Annotated in this window: 16 protein-coding genes; 5 read left to right on the top strand and 11 right to left on the bottom strand. The window is 68.9% G+C overall.

Annotated elements, in window-relative coordinates:
* Nucleotides 1-17: 17 nt before the first annotated feature.
* From ABEG18_RS03930 to mog, 6 genes are all read right to left on the bottom strand, one after another.
* On the bottom strand, nt 18-908 hold the full coding sequence (locus tag ABEG18_RS03930; RefSeq protein WP_406856791.1) for a dihydrodipicolinate synthase family protein: 891 nt from the start codon (nt 906-908) through the stop codon (nt 18-20).
* 96 nt (nt 909-1,004) lie between these two features.
* Complete coding sequence (locus tag ABEG18_RS03925) at nt 1,005-1,742, bottom strand: carbohydrate ABC transporter permease (protein WP_406858526.1); 738 nt, start codon at nt 1,740-1,742, stop codon at nt 1,005-1,007.
* 289 nt (nt 1,743-2,031) lie between these two features.
* A complete protein-coding gene (locus ABEG18_RS03920; protein WP_406856790.1) occupies nt 2,032-2,976 on the bottom strand; it encodes a carbohydrate ABC transporter permease in 945 nt (314 codons plus the stop codon).
* 151 nt (nt 2,977-3,127) lie between these two features.
* A complete protein-coding gene (locus tag ABEG18_RS03915) occupies nt 3,128-4,486 on the bottom strand; it encodes an ABC transporter substrate-binding protein (protein ID WP_406856789.1) in 1,359 nt (452 codons plus the stop codon).
* A 323-nt stretch (nt 4,487-4,809) separates the two neighbouring features.
* A complete protein-coding gene (locus ABEG18_RS03910; protein ID WP_406856788.1) occupies nt 4,810-6,384 on the bottom strand; it encodes a DEAD/DEAH box helicase in 1,575 nt (524 codons plus the stop codon).
* 258 nt (nt 6,385-6,642) lie between these two features.
* Complete coding sequence (gene mog / locus ABEG18_RS03905) at nt 6,643-7,191, bottom strand: molybdopterin adenylyltransferase (protein ID WP_406856787.1); 549 nt, start codon at nt 7,189-7,191, stop codon at nt 6,643-6,645.
* A 392-nt stretch (nt 7,192-7,583) separates the two neighbouring features.
* Here mog and ABEG18_RS03900 point away from each other — a divergent pair, with 392 nt between their 5' ends.
* The 3 genes from ABEG18_RS03900 to ABEG18_RS03890 all read left to right on the top strand — a co-directional run bounded on the left by ABEG18_RS03900 (nt 7,584) and on the right by ABEG18_RS03890 (nt 10,470).
* Entirely contained in the window at nt 7,584-8,237 is a 654-nt protein-coding gene (locus ABEG18_RS03900) for a helix-turn-helix domain-containing protein (RefSeq protein WP_406856786.1), read from the top strand.
* 122 nt (nt 8,238-8,359) lie between these two features.
* Nucleotides 8,360-9,226 carry a 3'(2'),5'-bisphosphate nucleotidase CysQ gene (gene cysQ, locus ABEG18_RS03895; protein WP_406856785.1) on the top strand — a complete coding sequence of 289 codons (867 nt, stop codon included), beginning with the start codon at nt 8,360-8,362 and terminating at the stop codon, nt 9,224-9,226.
* A complete protein-coding gene (locus ABEG18_RS03890) occupies nt 9,223-10,470 on the top strand; it encodes an MFS transporter (protein WP_406856784.1) in 1,248 nt (415 codons plus the stop codon). The genes cysQ and ABEG18_RS03890 overlap by 4 nt, the downstream gene beginning before the upstream one ends.
* A gap of 12 nt (nt 10,471-10,482) precedes the next feature.
* Here the strand turns inward: ABEG18_RS03890 and ABEG18_RS03885 are convergent, their stop codons facing one another.
* Entirely contained in the window at nt 10,483-11,151 is a 669-nt protein-coding gene (locus tag ABEG18_RS03885; protein ID WP_406856783.1) for a dienelactone hydrolase family protein, read from the bottom strand.
* Between the two features lie 191 nt (nt 11,152-11,342).
* Here ABEG18_RS03885 and ABEG18_RS03880 point away from each other — a divergent pair, with 191 nt between their 5' ends.
* Nucleotides 11,343-11,840, top strand: coding sequence for a pyridoxamine 5'-phosphate oxidase family protein (locus tag ABEG18_RS03880; protein WP_406856782.1), 498 nt, complete (start codon nt 11,343-11,345; stop codon nt 11,838-11,840).
* Between the two features lie 13 nt (nt 11,841-11,853).
* Nucleotides 11,854-12,141 carry a helix-turn-helix domain-containing protein gene (locus tag ABEG18_RS03875; RefSeq protein ID WP_406856781.1) on the top strand — a complete coding sequence of 96 codons (288 nt, stop codon included), beginning with the start codon at nt 11,854-11,856 and terminating at the stop codon, nt 12,139-12,141.
* A gap of 32 nt (nt 12,142-12,173) precedes the next feature.
* Here ABEG18_RS03875 and ABEG18_RS03870 read toward each other — a convergent pair whose 3' ends face one another.
* The 4 genes from ABEG18_RS03870 to ABEG18_RS03855 form a co-directional block, all read right to left on the bottom strand.
* Entirely contained in the window at nt 12,174-12,386 is a 213-nt protein-coding gene (locus ABEG18_RS03870) for a hypothetical protein (RefSeq protein ID WP_406856780.1), read from the bottom strand.
* Nucleotides 12,387-12,557: 171 nt separating this feature from the next.
* Nucleotides 12,558-13,025: a hypothetical protein gene (locus ABEG18_RS03865; RefSeq protein ID WP_406856779.1), complete on the bottom strand. Its 468-nt coding sequence runs from the start codon at nt 13,023-13,025 to the stop codon at nt 12,558-12,560.
* Nucleotides 13,026-14,093: 1,068 nt separating this feature from the next.
* A complete protein-coding gene (locus tag ABEG18_RS03860) occupies nt 14,094-15,641 on the bottom strand; it encodes a SpoVR family protein (protein ID WP_406856778.1) in 1,548 nt (515 codons plus the stop codon).
* On the bottom strand, nt 15,638-16,975 hold the full coding sequence (locus ABEG18_RS03855) for a YeaH/YhbH family protein (protein ID WP_406856777.1): 1,338 nt from the start codon (nt 16,973-16,975) through the stop codon (nt 15,638-15,640). The genes ABEG18_RS03860 and ABEG18_RS03855 overlap by 4 nt, the downstream gene beginning before the upstream one ends.
* Nucleotides 16,976-17,050: the final 75 nt, after the last annotated feature.

Below are 17,050 nucleotides of genomic sequence, written 5' to 3'. Positions count from 1 at the left end.
CGCTGCCTCCGGACCCTTCACGCCGCCTTGGCGCCGACGATGCGGTCGAAGCCGGCCGTGAGGTCGCGCGTCTGCTGGGCCGTGAGGGGCTCCAGCGGCGGGCAGACCTCCAGCCAGGCCGGGTCGTTGGTGCGATGCGCGATCAGCGCCTTCACGGCCGACATCACCGGGTACTGGCAGACGAGGTCCACGACCGCCTTCACGCGCGGGTCGTCGCGGCCTTCGTTGGCGACCGGGGCGAGGACGTCCGGCATGAAGTTGGCGCAACCGCAGATGGTGCCCTGCGCGCCCTTGCGCACCGCGCCGGCGAGCTGGCGCTCGTCGCCGACCAGGATGGCGAGGTCGCCGTGCTGCTCCAGGAGGCGCGCGGTGTTGGCGGCGTCGCCGGAGCTGTCCTTGACGCCCGCGATCACGGCCGGAAAGGCCTTGCGCAGCCGGCCGATCAGCTCGGCCGAGAGGCCGACCGCGGTGACGGACGGGATGTGGTAGAGGAACACGTCGCGCACGCCGGGGGTGCGCTCGAACAGGCGCGAGAACCAGGCGAAGATCCCGTCGTCAGACACGCCCTTGAAGTAGAAGGCGGGCGCGACGAGCAGGCCCCGGCAGCCGGCGTCGAGCGCCATGCGGGCCTGGGCGGCGGCTTCGTCGAGGGACGCCGACGCGACGCCGACCAGGATCCTGTCGGCCGCGATCCCCGCGCCCTGGAGCGCGCCCAGCATCTGGGCCCGCTGCGTCAACCCGATGGAGGCGCCCTCGCCCGTGGTGCCGCAGAGCGTGACGCTGCCGGCGCCGTTGTCCAGCACCCAGGCGGCGTGGCGGGCGAGCCGCCCGAGATCCACCCTGGCGTCGGGACGGAACGGCGTCGAAAGCGCGACCGAGAGGCCGAAGCGGGTTTGCGATGGCTGCATGAGGATCTCCTGATTCCGAACCGCCGAGCGCTCAGCCGGCGATGACTGACATGTTGGTGAAGCGCCCGCGAAGGCCACGCGGCCTCGCGGCGTCGATCATCCGTCCTTCAGGCCTCCCGCGGAGAGGCCGGCGACGATCTGGCGCTGGGCCATGACGGTGAGCAGCAGGACCGGCAGCGTGACCAGCAGCGCCGCGGCGGCCAGCGGGCCCCATGAGACCTGCTCGAAGGTGAGCACGTTGTAGACGGCGGCCGGCAGCGTCCGGGTCGACTTGCCGCCCAGGACCACCGAGAAGATGAAGTTGTTCCACGAGAAGATGAAGGCCAGGATTCCGCCCACCACCAAGCCGGGCTTGGCCAGCGGGAAGGCGATGTAGCGGAAGCTCTGCCAGGGCGAGCAGCCGTCCACCAGCGCGGCGTCCTCCAGCTCGGTCGGGATGTTCTCGAAATAGCCGATCATGATCCACACGATGATCGGGATGGTGATGACGAGATGCGTGATCATCAGCGCCGGGATGGTGCCGACCAGGCCCAGCCACTGGAACGCCATGAAGAGCGGGATCAGGTAGGACAGCGCCGGCGTCATGCGGGCGATCAGGATGAGGATCGCGAACTTGGCCGATTTCGAGCGCGCGATGCCGTAGCCGGCCGGCACGCCGACGACGAGCCCCACCAGCACGGCCCCGCCGGTGACCAGGATCGAGTTCCACAGATAGAGCAGGAAGTTGTTGCGCGCGAAGACCTCGACATAGTTGGCGAGCGTCGGCGGGTTGGGGATGAACACCGGCGGCCAGGCGGTGTTGTCGACCTCGTTCTTGAACGACAGCGACAGCATCCACAGGAAGACCAGGATGGCCGGCGACACCAGCAGGAACACCGAGAACCCGAAGGCGGCCTTGGTGAGGATGTTCTTCGGCGTGAGCCGGTTGGAGCCGACGGCGGCGCTCATGGGCGTGCTCCGGGCGAGCGAGTGACGTTTCCATCGGCGTCATCCCCGGCGGCGCGCAGCGCCGGGACGGGGATCGGGCCTAACGCCGGGCGTCGCGCTGGATCCCCTTCCCGCGCCTGCGGCGCGCCGGGGATGACGGCGGAGAGATGGAGATCGGAAGCCTTGCAGTCCGCCATCACGCGTTCCACTTCGACTTTTGCCGCGTGTAGAGCAGCAGCAGGCTGAGCGCGACGATGATGCCGAAGAAGATCACCACCACGGCGGAGGCGTAGCCGATCTTGTAGAACTGGAAGGCCTGCAGATAGAGGAAGATGTTGAGCGTCTCGGAGGCCGTGCCGGGGCCGCCTTCGGAGATCACGAAGATGATGTCGAAGGCCTTCAAGGCGTCGATCGTGCGGATGATCAGCGCGATCATGATGAAGGGCCAGAGCAGCGGCAGCGTGATGTAGCGGAACATGTGCCAGCCGTTGGCGCCGTCGATCACGGCCGACTCGTAGGGCTCCTTGGGCAGGCCCGCGAGGCCGCCGAGAACGATCAGCATCACCAGCGGCGTCCAGTGCCAGACCTCGACCATCACCAGCGTGGGGATGACCGTGTTGGGGTTGAACACCCATTCGGACGGGCCGATGCCGACCAGCGACAACAGGTAGTTCAGCACGCCGAGCTGGGGGTGGAACATCATCTTCCACACCAGCGAGACGGCGACGGGCGTCGCCATCATGGGCATGACGAAGACGGTGCGCAGCAGGCCGCGCATCGGGAATTCCTTGTGGAACACCAGCGCCGCCGCGGTGCCGAGGAACACCGGCAGCACCACGCCCAGCACCGTGAAATAGAAGGTGATCCACAGCGATTCGCGGAAGCGGCTGTCGTTGGCCAGCGTGCGGAAGTTGTCCAGTCCGACGAAGTCGACCCCGCCGCCGATCTTCCAGTCCTGCACGGACATGAACATCGTGAACAGCCAGGGGAAGACGATCACGGCGGAGATGATCACCGCCGCCGGGACGGCGAAGACCCAGTATTTGCGCGAGAAATCGTGCGGCTTGCCGCTGGGCGTCGTGGCCGCGCGCGTCGCCGCGACGGTGCTGGGGAGAGCGGCGGGGGCCGTGGTCTCGTTCATGAACGCTCTCTCGTGCTGTCCAGGAGCGCGGCGGCCTCCCCGGACCGCGAGCCTGCGGGCTCGCATTCTCACCGCCGTCCCCGGGATGCGAGCCGGAGGCCCGCGGTCCAGGTCGGGGCCGCCCCGCCTTGCGGCCGGGCGGCCCTGATTTTCAACCCTGCTCGGACTTCTCGAGCACCGGCTTGAACGTCTCCGTGGCCTTCTTCAGCTCGGTGAGGGAGTCGGCGCCCGACAGGGTGTTGGTGAGCGCCACGCCGAAGATGTCGCGGAACTCGGTGACCGGGATGATCTGCGGCAGGCCGGGACGGCCGATCTTGCCCGACTCCGCCATGCAGTCGAAATAGTCCTTGGCGAAGGTCTTCGACTTGGTGCCTTCCGGGTCCTTGAACGGCGACTGCCGGCCGGGAGCGCCCGCGCCGGCCTTGAGCATGGCCAGCTGGTTCTCCTTGTTGGTCGCCCACTGGATATAGTACCAGGCGGCGCCCTTCTTCTTGGAGGCCTGGGCGATGCCCATGCCGTCGCAGAAGATGGCCGAGTGATGCGCCTTGGGGCCGGGCGGCGTGACGCCGTAGCCGACCTTGCCGACGATCTTGGACTTGGTGGGATCCTCCAGCGGCGTGGCGAAGCCGATGCCGTCCAGCCACATGGCGGCGCGGCCCTGCGCGAAGGTCGTCTGGCACTCGTTCCAATTGAAACCGATGGTGCCGGGAGGGGCGTAGTCCTTGTTGAGCTTGCGGTAGAAGTCCGCCGCCCAGACCGCCTCGGGGCCGTCGGTGTTGAGCTTGCCGGTCTTGGGATCGATGGTCTCCAGGCCCTGTCCGAGCAGCCAGCTGGTCCAGACCGGGATGTTGGCGTTCTTCAGGCCGCGCGACACGAAGCCGGCCACGCCCTTGGACGGATCATGCAGCTTGGCGGCCGCCGTGATGATCTCGTCCATGGACTTGGGATATTCGACCCCCTTCTGGGCGAACATCTCCTTGTTGTAGTAGAGCATCCAGAAATCGACGAAATGCGGGATGGTGGTGATCGCGCCGTCGGCCTGGGTGGCGAAGTTCATGCCCGCCGAACCGAAGTCGGCGAGGTCGAACTCCGGGTTGGTCATCTCCGGGTTGGAGATCAGCGGCCGCAGGTCGTCCACCCACTTGCCCTTGTAGGCGAGGCGCTTCTGGACGTGGAGGGCGAGCAGCACGACATCGAAGGTCGGGCGACCCGACGTGAACTCGATCATCGCCTTCTGGCGCTGCTGCTGCTCGGGGATCTGCTCGGACGAGACCTCGATGCCGGTGAGCGCGGTGAACTCCTTCTCGGCCGCCTGGAGCAGGTCGGACCGTGGGTTCTTCACCATCATGACGTCGATCTTCTCGCCCTTGAAGCGCTTCCAGTCGAATTTCGACTGCGCGTTGGCGCGAGACACGATGGCGGGGGCGCCGATGACGCCCACGGCGGCGGCGGCGGCCGTAGTCTTCAGCAGGCTGCGACGCGACAGGTCGCCGAAAGTGGGCTTGTTCATCGAAGGTCCTCCCCAGGATCTTTTTTGTCGTCGATTGTGGTGGGTTGTATCGGTCGCCGGCCATCCGGGTCGAGCCGGGCCTGGCCGTTGTCTCACAGTCTTGGAAAAACGCCCCCGCCTGCGGCGAGGCGGCCGCATCCTGCCCCAACCCTAACCGGTTCAGACGCCCCGTCAACTGACATGTTAGTCGAAACGCACCGCAGAGCACGCCAGGACCGAGGGCCCGAGCGCTGGTTCGCGCCCTGAAACGCGAAAAGGGGCGGCCCATGGCCACCCCTTCGGCGCTCTCCCGCCTTAACGGGAGAGCGAAGTCTCAGTCGAGCCTAGCGGCTGCTGGGCCGGCCTTCGCGGCGCGGCTGGCCGCCCTGCGGACGCGGGTTGCGCTTGGGAGCGGCGCCCGTGCCCCAGAGCTCGAAGGCCCTGGCTCCATCGGGGCCGTCGCGCCGGGGTTCGGCGCCGTGGCGCTGGCCGCCGCGCTGGTCGGCGCCGCGCTGCTCCTGGGCGGGGCGATGCCGCTGCTCGTCACGGCCCTGGGCCGGACGGGCGCTGCGCGGCTCCTGAGCCCTCGGCTGCTCGGCGCGGTCCTGCGCCGGACGGCCGGGCTGGCCGGCGGAGCGGCTGTTGCGGGCGGGCTGGCCGCCCGGGCGACCGTTGCGGTTCGGGCCGCCGCGGCCGTTGCGCTGGTTGACGGCGCGTTCGTCGCGATGGCGCTCCTCGCGGGGGGCCGCGGCGGAGCGCCGGGCCTCCTCGGCGGCCGCGTCGGCCAGGCCGGCGGGCAGTTCCGCCTGCGGCACCTTCTGGCGGGTCACCCGCTCGATGTCGCGCAGGAAGGCCCGCTCCTCGCGGTCGCAGAACGAGATCGCGATTCCGGCGGCGCCGGCGCGGGCCGTGCGGCCGATGCGGTGCACGTAGCTCTCCGGCACGTTCGGCAGGTCGAAATTGATGACGTGGCTGACGGCGTCGATGTCGATGCCGCGGGCCGCGATGTCGGTGGCCACCAGCAGGCGCGAGCGGCCGGCGCGGAACTCGCCCAGGGCGCGCTCGCGATGGTTCTGGCTCTTGTTGCCGTGGATGGCGGCGGCCGCGTGACCGGAGGCGATCAGCTTGCGCACCACCTTGTCCGCGCCATGCTTGGTGCGGGTGAAGACGAGCGCCCGGTCGATCTCGGGGTGGTTGGTCAGCAGCAGGTGCAGAAGCGCCTGCTTGTGGGCCGTGTCGACGAACATGACCGACTGGTCGACCCGCTCGGCGGTGGTGGCCACCGGAGCGACCGACACCTTGACGGGGTTCTTCAGCAGGCGGTCGGCCAGGTCGGCGATCTCGCGCGGCATCGTGGCGGAGAAGAACAGGCTCTGGCGCTGCGCCGGAACCATGGCGATCAGCTTGCGGATGTCATGAATGAAGCCCATGTCCAGCATCTGGTCGGCCTCGTCCAGCACCAGGACCTCGATCTTGGAGAGGTCGACGGCGCGCTGGTTGCAGAGGTCGAGCAGGCGGCCCGGGGTGGCGACGAGCACGTCGACGCCGTTGGCCATCTCGCGGATCTGACGGTTCACCGGCACGCCGCCGAACACCACCGTGGAGGTGAGCTTGGTGAACTTGCCGTAGACGCGGAAGCTCTCGGCGATCTGGCTGGCCAGTTCGCGGGTCGGGCTGAGGACGAGCACGCGGCAGCCCTTGCGGGGCGTCTGCTTGGGGTTGGCGGCGAGCCTGTGCAGGATCGGCAGCGCGAAGGCTGCGGTCTTGCCGGTGCCGGTCTGGGCGATGCCGAGGAGGTCGTGGCCCTGGAGCACCTGGGGTACGGCCTGGGCCTGGATCGGAGTGGGGGTCTCGTAGCCCTCGGCCTTGAGGGCGTCGAGGAGCGGCTGGGCGAGGCCCATGTCGGAAAAGAGAGTCAAGGATTCATCCTGGAACGGAGATCTGTGGGAGAGTCGGACTCTCACGCCCGGACGATCATGAGAGATCGTTCGGTCGGAGGACGCCCCGCGTGTTCAGGGATGTCTGTTGAAAGCCCAGGGCTACGGCTTCGAGGTGAAGCTTAACCCAGACGGTCGGCAGGTCGGATCGCAAGGGATCCGTACACGCAGCCTGTTTCGCCGATAGCCGACGTTCGCTGCCTCATATGCATGTTGCACCGCGAAAAGTCAAGGACGGGATCAAGCCTTGGGCCGGAACGCCCGGCAGACGGCAGGATCCGTCTCCAGATAGGCGCCGCCAATCAGGTCGATGCAGTAGGGAATGGCCGGGAAGACGGCGTCGAGGCAGGTCCGGATGGCGGAGGGCTTGCCCGGCAGGTTGACGATCAGCGCCGCGCCGCGCGTGCCGGCGATCTGCCGGGACAGGATCGCGGTCGGCACCTCCCGCAGGCTGGCCGTGCGCATCAGCTCGCCGAAGCCGGGCAGCAGCCTGTCGCAGACCGCTTCCGTGGCCTCCGGCGTGACGTCGCGCGAGGCCGGCCCCGTCCCGCCCGTGGTGAGGATGAGGCTGCAGCCTTGCGAATCGGCGAGCTCGCGCAGCGCCGCCTCGATCGCGGGCCTTTCATCCGGGACCACGCGCATCACCGCCCGCCAGGGGCTCGCCATGATGTCCGACAACGCCGCGACCACGCCCGGGCCGCCCTTGTCCTCGTACTCGCCTCGGCTGGCGCGGTCCGAGACGGTCAGGACCCCGATGGGAGCGGCGTTGGGCTGCGTGCTGGGCTTCATCGTGAATCTCGCTTTTTTCTTAGATCTGCAACTCGGACGGGAACTTTCTTATCCGATCTGCGTTGTGACATGTTTCTGCATGTCTTGCGGCGCACAACCTCGGTCATGCATGAGCATCCAATATAACAAAGGAGCGGGCCAGAGATAAACGAGGGGAGGTCAACAAGAGAAATCCAATGCATCTGCATAGGTCAAATGAAGTCTGCAGGAGATGATCGGTCCGTCTCACGGCGTACACATTCGTCGCAGCAGCCATAACCCTCATGCAAATCCCTGAATTTCATTGTTGACAAGAGCCTTGATTATCGATTGCTTCCCCGAAAAACCACAAGGGGCGCCGGGTGCGAAGCGTAGACGCTGAAAACATCAGAACACTGCCGCTGTTCAAGGACATGGCTGACGAGAGGTTCGACGCTCTCATCCAGCCAGCGTTCCTTCAGCGGTTCCCGCCACACGTGACGCTGTTCGAGCGTGGGCTGTCGCCGGACTTCCTGCACATCGTGCTGGACGGGTCGGTGGAGCTGTTCGCCCGGCATGACGATCGCGAGACCACGGTCGGCGTGCTCAGGCCCGTCACGACCTTCGTGCTCGCGGCGCTCGTCCGGCAGCAGCCGCTGCTGACGGCGGCGCGCACGCTCGAGAGCTCGCGGATCCTGATGATCCCGGCCGAAATCGTGGTCTCGACCATGAGGACGGACATCGGTTTCGCCAACGCCGTCGCCGACGAGATCGCCGGGGCGTATCGGGGCATGGTGAAGGAGCTCAAGAGCCAGAAGCTGCGCACCAGCGTCGAGCGCCTAGCCAACTGGATCCTGCGCGAGCAGACCGGCCATGGCGGCAAGCCCGAGTTCGACATCCCCTTCGACAAGCGCACCCTGGCGGCGCGTCTGGGCATGACGCCGGAAAACCTGTCGCGCAACTTCGCCACCCTGACGCGCCACGGCGTCGAGGTGCAGGGCAGGACGATCCGCATCCAGGACCGCGACGCCCTGGTGAAGCTCGCCAACCCGGATCCGCTGATCGACGATCCCGAGCTGATCTTCTGACCTCAGACCGGCGCCGGCGCGCCCGGCGTCCCGTCTGCGTGACGCGGCAGCGATGCGCGCCACGCTGGACCCTCCGCGCGATTAGGCTCCCCTCCTTCACGCCGATGCGATAACGATCAGGCGTGAGGCTCGCGATGATCCACAAGGCGGGGCCGAAAAGCCCTCTCTCCTCCAGCGCACTGTTCGGGCTCGCCGAAGCCTTCGGCGCGATCGCCGTCACGGCCGGGCCGCCGATCATGCGCCACTACGCCTGCCATGCGGCGGGCAAGGCCAAGGCCGACGGCAGCCCGGTGACGGAGGCCGACCTCGCCGCCGAGGCCGTCATCCTGCCGGCGCTCGAAGCGCTGATGCCCGGAACGCCGATCCTCTCGGAGGAGCAGGCCAGCGCCGGCAACATCCCCCGCTGCGGGCAGGACTTCCTGCTCGTCGACCCGCTCGACGGCACGCGCGAGTTCCTCGACCACAATGGCGAGTTCACGGTGAATATCGGCCTGATCGCGGCCGGCCGGCCGGTGGCCGGCGCGGTCTACCAGCCGGCGGGCGGCCTGCTGTGGATCGGCGGCGGCGGACGCGCGCAGGTCATGACGGTGGCGCCGGGCGAGGCGCTCCCGCCCACCGACGAGCGGCGCGAGCTGTCGGCCAGGCCCGTACCGGATCATGGCGTGACCGCGCTGGTCAGCCGCTCCCATCTCGACCCGGACACCCAGGCCTTCCTGGCGCAGCGGCCTTGCGCCAGGACGCTGGCCGCCGGGTCGGCGTTGAAATTCTGCCTCATCGCGCAGGGCGACGGCGACGTCTATCCCCGCTTCGGCCCCACCATGGAGTGGGACACGGCCGCCGGCCACGCCGTGCTGGCCTCGGCCGGCGGGGACGTGGTCGCGCCGGACGGCGGCTCGTTCCGCTACGGCAAGGCCGAGCAGGGCTTCCGCAACGGCGCATTCGTGGCCTGGGGGCGGCGCGCGCCCGGGGAGCCGGGCTCCGCCGCATGAGCGGCGAGGAGGCCGCCGCCGCCGCGCCCGCCACGCGGTCGCCGGACGCGTTCCTGTGGGTCTGGCCGCTGGCGGCGACCCTGGGCATCCAGACCGCCAGCTCCTTTCTGCTGCGCCTCATCCCGACCATCGCGCCCGTGCTGACCGCCTCGCTTGGGCTGTCGCCCGAGGCGATCGGCTCGATCTCGTCGGTGGGGACGGTGGGCTCGATGCTCTTTCTGGCGATCGGCCACCCGCTGATCCGGCGCTTCGGCCCGATCCGGACGCTGCAGATCGGGCTGCTGCTCGGCGGCGTGGGCCTTGCGCTGCTCACGCCGCCCTGGTGGGCCGCCGCCTATGGGGCGAGCCTGCTGCTCGGGCTCGGCTACGGGCCCTCGGCGCCGGCCGGGAGCGACATCCTGCTGCGCCACTCGCCGGCTGCGCACCGCACCCTGATCTTTTCGCTGAAGCAGGCGGGCGTGCCGCTGGGCGGCGTGTTGGCCGGCCTCGCTCTGCCCTGGCTCGTCGGCCTCATGGACTGGCGCGCGGCGCTGCTGGTGGTCGCGCTCCTGCCGCTCGCCACGGTGCTGCTCGTCCAGCCGCTGCGGGAGCGGATCGACGTGGACCGGGACGCCGGGCAGCCGATCGGGCCTTCCGTGCTGCTGTCGCCCGCCAACATGCTGCGGCCGCTGCGGCTCGTGGTGTCGTCCCCTCCCCTGCGCGGCCTGACGCTGGCCGGGTGCTGCTTCGCGATCGGGCAGGGATCGCTCTTCGCCTTTACGGTGACTTGGCTGGTGGGGCTGGGCTACGGCCTCGCCCAGGCCGGCCTCGTCTTCGCCGTCATGCAGGCGACGGGCGTGTTCGGCCGAGTGCTGCTGGGCTGGACGTCCGACCGCCTCGGCTCGGGCATGCCGACGCTGCGGTTCACGGCCGTTTCGGCCTGCGCCACCATGCTGGCGCTGGCCTCGGCCTCCGCCGCCTGGCCGTTCTGGGCGCTGCTGCTGCTGGCCGGCGTGGCGGGCGTGACGGTGTCCAGCTGGAACGGGGTTCACCTCGCCGAGGTGGCGCGCCACTCGCCGCAAGGGCGGGTCGGCGAGACCACGGCCGGGGCGACGCTGATCACCTTCGTCGGCTATGTGGTCGGGCCGGCCGGGTTCGGCCTCGCGCTGGGCGCGCTGGGCGGATACCCGGCCGCCTTCCTGGGGGTCGCGGCGGTCTCGCTCGTCGCCTTCGGGGGCCTGATCTGGTCCGCCCGCCAGGGCTGACCGGGCGGGCGCTCAGGCGAGCTTGTCGGCGAGGAACTCCAGCGTCCGGGCCCGGGCGAGATCCGCCGAGGGCTTGTCGTAGGATCCCCGCGCGTCGCAGTTGAAGCCATGGTCGGCCGGGTAGACGAACACGGACATGTGCGGGAAGGCCGCCTGGATCTTGCGCACGTCGTCCTGGGAAATGTGCTTGTCCTTCTCGCCGAAGTGCAGAATCGTCGGCGCCTTCGGGATCTCGTCGAGATGCGAGGCGATCATCCCGCCATAGTACCCCACGGCGGCGCTGACGCCGGCGAGCCGGGTCGCGGCCAGGAAGGCCAGCGAGCCGCCCCAGCAATAGCCCACCACGCCGACCTTGCCGGCCTCCGACGCCGCCTTCACGGCGGCCGCCACGTCCGCCAGCGCGCCGTCCAGGGTGGTGCGGGCGCGGATCTCCATGCCCTGCTTCATGTCGTCGGGGCCGTAGCCCAGCTCCACATGCGGCTGCGCCCGGTCGAACAGGGCCGGCGCGATGGCCAGGTAGCCCTCGGCGGCGAAGCCGTCCGTCACGCGGCGGATATGGTCGTTGACGCCGAAGATCTCCTGCAGGACCACGACGCCCGCCTTGGGGGCGCCCGACGGCGCGGCCCTGTAGGCGTCGATGGTCACGCCGTCGGCGGCCGTGAGCCGGATCATGTCACCCATGGAAAATCCCTCGTTTTCAACGTGTCTGTCGCGCCCCCGCGGCCCTGCTTAGCGCATTTCGACGGCCATCGCCGCCCTGGCGGACCCTGGCCGCCGCCGGGGCGACGGGTCGCGGGCCCGGGCGGAACCGTACCACGGCGGGGCGGGTTGTCGGCCGAGACCCGGAACACGACGAAAGACGGGAGACCGCCATGGACACCAGAACCGATCAGGCCGCGAAGGACAAGGTCCTCGACCTCATCAAGGACGCCCGCATCGCCATGATGGCGACGCGCGGCGACGACGGACGCCAGCACGCCCGCCCGATGGGCACCAACACCGTGAATTTCGACGGGCATCTGTGGTTCTTCTCGGACGCGGATTCGCCCAAGATCGCCGAGATCAGGCGCGACCCGCAGGTGCTGCTGACCTATTCGGACGAGAACAAGCAGCATTACGTCTCGATCGCCGGGACCGCCGAGGTCGTCCAGGACGCCGCCAAGGCGAAAGAGCTCTGGACGGAGGGCCTGCGCGTCTGGTTTCCCAAGGGCGCGGAAGACCCTGAAATCGCCCTGATCAAGGTGAAGGTCGAAATCGCCGAATACTGGGACAGCCCTTCGAGCACGATGTTGTACGCCTATGGATACGTCAAAGCGGTCACGACCGGGGAACGGCCGAATGGCGGTGAAAACGCCACCGTCCGTTTCTGAGAAGATCAGGGCCATGTTCACGGGCAACCAGATCTGGGCCGCGCGCGTGCTGGCCGGCCTCTCCCGGGAGGACGCCGCCGAGCGCGCGGGGATCAGCCTGGAGGCCCTGGGCGAAATCGAGGCGCAGGGCGGAGCCACGCTCAGCCCTGACGCGGCGGCCGCGCGCCGCCTGGTCGAGGCCCTGGACGCGGCCGGCGTGGAATTCCTGGGCGAGAACGGCCCCGGAGTCCGCCTGCGGCCCGTCGGCGTGCGGGACGAGGGCATGCGCCCCGAGAACCTGAACGCCGAGAACGACGGCTGAGCGGCCCCGGCCCAAGGGCCGGGGCGCGGGCGCTAGTCTTCGGCCGCCTCGTCGTCTTCCTCGGAAGCCGCGAGCAGATCGTCCAGGGCGTCGGCGATGACGTCGACCTGGTCGCGGGTGGCGATGACGTCCATCACCTCGCCGGCGTGCGTCTCGATCCTCATGCGGAAACCGTCGTCGCTCGGCTCCACGGTGAACTTTCCGAGCGACGCGGCTTTCTGCGTCCCTGAACTCTGGGCGGCCATTGGGTCTCCTCCATCTCGCTGAGCTTCGACCAACGCGTCACGCGAGCGGGAGATCCAAGCGTGCGGGAGCGACCGGGACGCCAGCGGCGGCCCGGCCAGTCGATGCGCATGCGCGGCATGCGACCGCGCTCGTTTGGAGGCGCTCCTCCGACGTGTCCTGGTCCGGCCGGATCAGCCGAACAGGTACATGAGCACGGGCGTGGCCACGAGGCCGCCGGCGACCACCCACGCCACCGACTGCAGCCGCGTGTCGGGGTCGGCGATCGACCGCACGCCGCGCGCCACCTTGCCGGCCGACATGGTCCAGCCGTTCATGCAGGAGCAAAGCAGCCGGTGAGCGTCGTCCTCCGCCAGCGAGAAGAAGTCGATGGCGTCGCCGAGCCGGTCGCTGGCGAGGCCTTCGGCCCGCAGCATCGGATCCTCGAACGCGATCGTGAGCGGCGAATCAGGAGAGCGCATCTGCACCCGTTCGGCCGGCGTCTTGGTCTCGATCTCCCCGAGCGAGCGCAACCTGCGCGCGGGATCCTGCTCCAGCAGGGTCGCCCATCGCTCGAGACGCTCGCGGCGGGTCATCACCGGCCGCGCTGCGACCCGCACGTCAGCGACGTCGCGCAGCTTGTCGAATTCGCGATATTCCATGGACCTTCTCCCACACGGCAGAAGATCGACTTGCCGAACGCGACCGGCTGAAGCCGATCCTCATGGAACCCCCGTCCCACCGACCCTGGAATCTTCCGCCGCATCTGCGGCAACATTGCGATGGCGTCCCATTTCGGTACGCCTGAAATTCAGGCGTCCGCCCGCGCGGCTTCACCCGACGGCGTTCGTTCCTCGCTCGCCCGTCGTCCCCGGCGGCGCGCAGCGCCGGGGCTTCAGAGATGTTTGGCGAGGGGCGCCCTTCGCCCGGCCTTTTCTGGATCCCCTTCCCGCGCCTGCGGCGCGCCGGGGATGACGGGAAGGACCGGTGCCGGCCCCCTCGCCCCGGAACGGGGAGAGGGCTGGGGTGAGGGGCGGCGGGGCTTGGCTGGATTTCGGCCCCTCATCCGACCTCGCTGCGCTCGGCTGCGTTCTCCCCGTGCCGGGGAGAAGGGCACGCGCGGATAGCTCCGCGGCCTTTCGGCCCGGAGAGATAGGTGGAGGGCGGCGCGGAGCAGCGTCGCTGGGGACCCCACGGCGAGTGGGGTGGGTAGAGTGGAAGCCGGGAGGCCGCCAGGCCCCGCCGCTCCGCGCCCAGCGTTGGAGGATTAAAGGAAGATCCCGGGGCGCTTTCAGCCCCTTCGCGTTGTCGCTGGTCGGACCTTGTCTTTCGTCCGCCGCCTCGACCGGGTCGTGAGCCCGGCTTTGACGGCCGCCGCCCCCGGTCCACATCCGTCACGCTGCAGACGCCCCTCCGTGGACCGGAGCATGGACAGGGCTATAGGAATTTTCTCCGTCTGTCAAGCGGGGCGGCGCGTCCTGCCGCCGTCCGGCCCCTCATCCGGCCCTTCGGGCCACCTTCTCCCCGTGCCGGGGAGAAGGGCGTCATCCCCGGCGGCCCGCAGCGCCGGGACGGGGATCCAGGAGGGTTGGATCAGGGTCGCCCTTCGCCCGACTTTTCTGGATCCCCTTCCCGCGCCTTCGGCCGCGCCGGGGATGACGGGGGTGGGGTGTGGGGAAGGGCCGCGGCCGGCCCTCGCCCCGGAACGGGGAGAGGGCCGGGCGAGGGCTTCACCGGCCCAGCGGCTGGGCGCTGGCGCGGTGTTCCTTGAGGATCATGCCGGTGGAGGCGTCGACTTCCTTGAGGAGGACGTCATAGCCCCACAGGTCGGCGAGGTGCTGGAGCACGCGGCTGGCGTCCTCGGGCTCGAGCAGGAGCCGGTTGACGACGTTGTGGTGCAGGATCAGGCGCCGGTCGCCGGCGAGGTCGACGTCGACGACCTGGATGTCGGGGTCGATCCAGGCCACGTCGTACTGGCGCGCCAAGGCGCGGCGCATGCGGCGGTAGCCGCGCTCGTCATGGATGGCGTCGACCCGCAGCTCGGGCCGGTCCGGATCGTCGACGACGTGGAACATGCGCCACTCGCGCATCAGCTTCGGGCTGAGGAACTGCAGCAGGAAGCTCTCGTCGCGGTAGTTCTCCCAGACGCCCCGCAGCGTCTTCATGCCGTCGCCCGTCCCGGCGATCTCCGGGAACCACTGGCGGTCCTCCTCGGTCGGCTCCTCGCAGATGCGCTCGATGTCGCGCATCATGGCGAAGCCGATGGCGTAGGGGTTGAGGCCGCCATAGCGCGGGTCGTCGTATTTCGGCTGGAAGGTCACGTTGGTGTGCGACTTCAGGAACTCGAAATAGGCCCCGTCGTCGATCATGCCCTGCTCGTGCAGGCGGTTCATGATCTTGTAGTGCACGAAGGTGGCGCAGCCCTCGTTCATCACCTTGGTCTGGCGCTGCGGATAGAAATACTGCGCGACGTTGCGCACGATGCGCAGGATCTCGCGCTGCCACGGGGCCAGCTTGGGGGCCGTTTTCTCCAGGAAGTAGAGCACGTTCTCCTGCGGCAGCTGCAGCAGCGCGCGGCGGCGCTCCTCGTCGAGGTTGCCGGTGCGGGCCTTCTCGGTCCGGGGCACGGTGCGCCACAGGTCGTTGAACATCTGCTCGTCATGGGCGCGGCGCTCGCGGGCGCGGCGCTCCTCGGAGCGCAGATCGGGCTTGGAGCGCCGCGGATAGCGGTGCACCGCCTGGCTGTTGAGGGCGTGCGCGGCGTCGAGCAGGCGCTCCACGGCGGTGTGGCCGTAGCGCTCCTCGCAGTCGGAGATGTAGGTCTTGGCGAAGTCGAGATAGTCCAGGATGCCGTCCGCGTCGGTCCACTGCTTGAACAGATAGTTGTTCTTGAAGAAGTGGTTATGCCCGAACGCCGCATGCGCGATCACCAGCGTCTGCATCGTGGCGGAGTTCTCCTCCATGATGTAGCTGATGCAGGGATTGGAATTGATGACGATCTCATAGGCGAGGTCGCCATAGCCGCGCCGGTACACCGCCTCGTGATGGGCGAAGTGCTTGCCGAAGCTCCAGTGCTTGTAGAAGAGCGGCATGCCGGAGGACGAATAGGCGTCCAGCATCTGCTCGGCCGTGATGGTCTCGATTTGGTTGGGATAGACGTCGAGCCCGAGCTCGCCCACGGCGATGCGCTCGCAGGCGTCGTAGATCCGCCGGATCGTGTCGAAGTCCCAGTCTCCCCCATGGAAGAGCAGCGGCTTCGGAATGATGTGCATGGTCATGAACCAGCCCCCACACGCTCCGCCGAGGCGCCCTCGCCGCGGCGGCGGAACAGCTCACGAAACACCGGAAAGATGTCCCGCCGGTGGCGCACCTGGCGCATCGCGAAGCGCGCGCTGGCGTCCTTGACGGCGGAATCCTGCATCGCCTCATAGGCGCGCCAGAGATCGCTGGCGCGCGAGGTGAGCCCCAGCGACATCGGCTCGTCCTCGGGCTTCACCTCCAGATAGGCGAAGTACTGCATCATCGGCAGGATGCGGTTCTGCAGCAGGCCGACGGTCTTGTCGTTGTCGTTGGGCGCGTTGTCGCCGTCGGAGGCCTGGGCGGCGTAGATGTTCCAGTCCTCCGGGCGGTAGCGCTCGGCGATGACCCGCAGCATCTCCTCCAGGGCGGTCGACACCACCGTGCCGCCGGTCTCGGTGGAGTGGAAGAAGGTCTCCTCGTCGACCTCCTCGGCGGTGTGGGTGTGGCGGATGAAGACCAGGTCCACATGCCGGTAGCGGCGCTTCAGGAAGATGTAGAGCAGCGCGTAGAAGCGCTTGGCCAGATCCTTCATGTGCTCCGTCATGGAGCCCGACACGTCCATCAGGCAGATCATGACCGCCTGGGCGACCGGCTTGGGATAGGGCGCGAACTGACGATAGCGCAGGTCGATCGGATCGACGAAGGGGATGAGCTTGCGCCGGCGCTCCAGTCCCTCGAGCTTCAGGCGCAGCACCGCGACCCGCTCGGGCTCGTCGCCGAGCGCCTCCAGTCGGGCGATCTCCTCCTCGATCTCCTTCATCTCCTCGGATTTCGGGCGGTTGAGGGCGATGCGCCGCGACAGGCTGTTGCGCAGGGTGCGCGTCAGCGACAGGTTCGCGGGCGAGCCGGAGGTGGAGTAGCCCGCCCGGCGCCAGGAGGGATTCTCCAGGTCCTCGACGCGCGTCTTGGCCAGATCGGGAAGCTCCAGGTCTTCCAGGAAGAGGTCGAGGAACTCGTCCTGCGACAGGACGAAACGGAAATCGTCCTCGCCGCCGCCCTCCTCGGCTCCCTCGGAGCCGCCGCCCCCTCCCCCGCCCGAGGGGCGCGGGATGGTGTCGCCTTCGGTGAAGTGCTTGTTGCCGGGCAGCACGTGCTCGCGCAGGCCGCCCGACGTGGAGCGGCGCAGCGCCGGCTCCCTCACCCCGTCGACCGGGATGGAGACCTCGCCGCCCTCGCCCATGTCCTTGATGGACCTGTCTCGCGACTGGTCGCGGACCGCGCGGCGGACCAGGGACTGCGCCCGGCGCAGGAATCTCTGGCGGTTTCCGAGGCTCTTGCCTCCCGGGTTGAGGCGTCTGTCGACGATGTGCATCTTCGCTCCGCTCTGGCCGGGGGGCGGTTCCTGGCCCGGATAGGCGGGGTCAGGAACCGGCCTCGATGAGGGCTG

Source organism: Alsobacter sp. KACC 23698, assembly GCF_045348435.1.
Lineage (GTDB): Bacteria > Pseudomonadota > Alphaproteobacteria > Rhizobiales > Beijerinckiaceae > Alsobacter.
This window is presented reverse-complemented; position numbering and strand designations above follow the sequence as displayed.

Excerpts from the sequence above, each read along its gene's own strand:
- ABEG18_RS03930 (WP_406856791.1), bottom strand. The coding sequence starts at position 908 with ATGCAGCCATCGCAAACCCGCTTCGGCCTCTCGGTCGCGCTTTCGACG.
- ABEG18_RS03925 (WP_406858526.1), bottom strand. The coding sequence starts at position 1,742 with ATGCTGTCGCTGTCGTTCAAGAACGAGGTCGACAACACCGCCTGGCCG.
- ABEG18_RS03875 (WP_406856781.1), top strand. The coding sequence starts at position 11,854 with ATGTTCACGGGCAACCAGATCTGGGCCGCGCGCGTGCTGGCCGGCCTC.
- ABEG18_RS03870 (WP_406856780.1), bottom strand. The coding sequence starts at position 12,386 with ATGGCCGCCCAGAGTTCAGGGACGCAGAAAGCCGCGTCGCTCGGAAAG.
- ABEG18_RS03900 (WP_406856786.1), top strand. The coding sequence starts at position 7,584 with ATGGCTGACGAGAGGTTCGACGCTCTCATCCAGCCAGCGTTCCTTCAG.
- ABEG18_RS03880 (WP_406856782.1), top strand. The coding sequence starts at position 11,343 with ATGGACACCAGAACCGATCAGGCCGCGAAGGACAAGGTCCTCGACCTC.
- ABEG18_RS03865 (WP_406856779.1), bottom strand. The coding sequence starts at position 13,025 with ATGGAATATCGCGAATTCGACAAGCTGCGCGACGTCGCTGACGTGCGG.
- ABEG18_RS03915 (WP_406856789.1), bottom strand. The coding sequence starts at position 4,486 with ATGAACAAGCCCACTTTCGGCGACCTGTCGCGTCGCAGCCTGCTGAAG.
- mog (WP_406856787.1), bottom strand. The coding sequence starts at position 7,191 with ATGAAGCCCAGCACGCAGCCCAACGCCGCTCCCATCGGGGTCCTGACC.
- ABEG18_RS03855 (WP_406856777.1), bottom strand. The coding sequence starts at position 16,975 with ATGCACATCGTCGACAGACGCCTCAACCCGGGAGGCAAGAGCCTCGGA.
- ABEG18_RS03860 (WP_406856778.1), bottom strand. The coding sequence starts at position 15,641 with ATGACCATGCACATCATTCCGAAGCCGCTGCTCTTCCATGGGGGAGAC.
- ABEG18_RS03885 (WP_406856783.1), bottom strand. The coding sequence starts at position 11,151 with ATGGGTGACATGATCCGGCTCACGGCCGCCGACGGCGTGACCATCGAC.
- ABEG18_RS03920 (WP_406856790.1), bottom strand. The coding sequence starts at position 2,976 with ATGAACGAGACCACGGCCCCCGCCGCTCTCCCCAGCACCGTCGCGGCG.
- ABEG18_RS03890 (WP_406856784.1), top strand. The coding sequence starts at position 9,223 with ATGAGCGGCGAGGAGGCCGCCGCCGCCGCGCCCGCCACGCGGTCGCCG.